Source organism: Mycobacterium pinniadriaticum (genome assembly GCF_026242045.1).
Lineage (GTDB): Bacteria > Actinomycetota > Actinomycetes > Mycobacteriales > Mycobacteriaceae > Mycobacterium > Mycobacterium pinniadriaticum.
In genome coordinates this window covers 1-1650 of record NZ_JAPJDO010000097.1, presented here as the reverse complement: position 1 = coordinate 1650, position 1650 = coordinate 1, and the positions used below count along the sequence as shown (strand labels likewise).

Sequence of the window (1650 nt, the reverse complement as noted above, 5' to 3'; positions counted from 1 at the left end):
CGCTCGACACTCATGCCGGGCTCATCCGGTACATCGAAGCGGCGGGCCTCTAGCGACGGCTACCGGCCCGCCGCTTCACCCTGCCCCTTGACAAAATGCACCCCATATCAGTACTGCAGCCGTAGATCGGGGCTGATGGGTTTCGGCGTGTCTGCGCTGCTCAGAGCGGTGACCGCGGCATCGTTCAGAGTTTGTGAAGACAACCGAAAATGCCGCGGTCGCCGCGGTTCATAGCGTAGACCCTGACCGATGGCAGACCGAGTTCTCCGCGGTGTTGGATCGCATCGCGCCGCGTTTCGCCCGCTACGAACCGTTGCGCCACGCCGGTGCGTTGATGGCGGGGATGGTCTCGGGTCTGGATCGCAAGAATTGCTGGACGATCGCTGAGCACCGCGGTGCGGCCACGCCCGACGGGATGCAGCACCTGTTGGCGCGGGCCAGTTGGGACGCCGATGCGGTGCGTGATGATCTGCGTGACTACGTCGTCGACGCGTTCGGGGATCCCGGGGCGATCCTGGTCGTCGACGAAACCGGCGACGTGAAGAAAGGCACCCAGTCCGTCGGTGTGCAGCGCCAGTACAGCGGTACCGCCGGACGCATCGAGAACTCCCAAGTGGCGGTGTATCTGACGTATGCCGCTCCGCGTGGGCACGCCCTGATCGACCGGGCCCTGTATCTGCCGCGGTCCTGGACCGAGCACCCCGACCGCTGCGCCGGTGCAGGAATCCCTCACGAGCACAGGGGCTTTGCGACCAAACCCACCCTGGCACGTACGCTGATCGACCGCGCCGTGGCGGCGGAGGTTCCCGCCGGGTGGGTGGCCGGCGATGAGGTCTACGGCGCCGACCCGCACCTGCGCTCAGCAGTGCGCGACCACGGCCTGGGCTATGTGCTGGCGATCGCGGCCAACCGCCGGGTGCCTACCCATGCCGGGCCGATCCGGGTGGACAAGCTGCCGGCGTTGATCCCCGCCCCTGCCTGGCAGCGCCATTCCGCCGGCCCCGGGGCGCACGGGCCACGTATGTACTCCTGGGCCTGGTTTCGGCTGCTGCCCGAAGACGACGAAGACCACGGTGTGCACCATTTGCTGATCAGACGCAACGACACCACCGGCGAGCACGCCTACCTGCGCTGCTACTCACCGCGACCCGTCCCGCTGCGCACCCTGGTCGCCGTGGCCGGCCAGCGCTGGCGCATCGAGGAATCCTTCCAAGCCGCCAAAGGCCTCACCGGACTCGACCAGCATCAGGTCCGGCGCTGGACCTCCTGGTACCGCTGGACCACCCTGGCCATGCTCGCCCACGCCTTCCTGGCCGTGGCCTGCGCCATCGAACGCGCCACCGCGCCACCCCAGCAGGGCTGATCGCGTTGACCGTCAACGAGTTTCGCCGACTCTTCGACGCTCTGCTCCTCGCCACCAACCAGACCATCACCAGCCTGCTGGCCTGGTCACGATGGCGAAGACGACACCAATACCGAGCCCGGATTTCGCACTACCGACGACGCCCAAATCAATGATCCCGATCTACGGCTGCAGTACTAGAGATCGAGCGTAATCGTCTGCGCTGCAGAATAATTGCTCATAGGGCGTTCGCGGGTCACTCCCAGGCGCTGCCACCAACTCGGATTCATTCGGACAGTTATGGGGGT

General features: G+C 66.3%; 1 protein-coding gene. It reads left to right on the top strand.

What is annotated here, in order from left to right:
- Positions 1-271: 271 nt before the first annotated feature.
- Entirely contained in the window at positions 272-1363 is a 1092-nt protein-coding gene (locus ORI27_RS32785) for an IS701 family transposase (RefSeq protein WP_456085478.1), read from the top strand.
- Positions 1364-1650 lie beyond the last annotated feature (287 nt).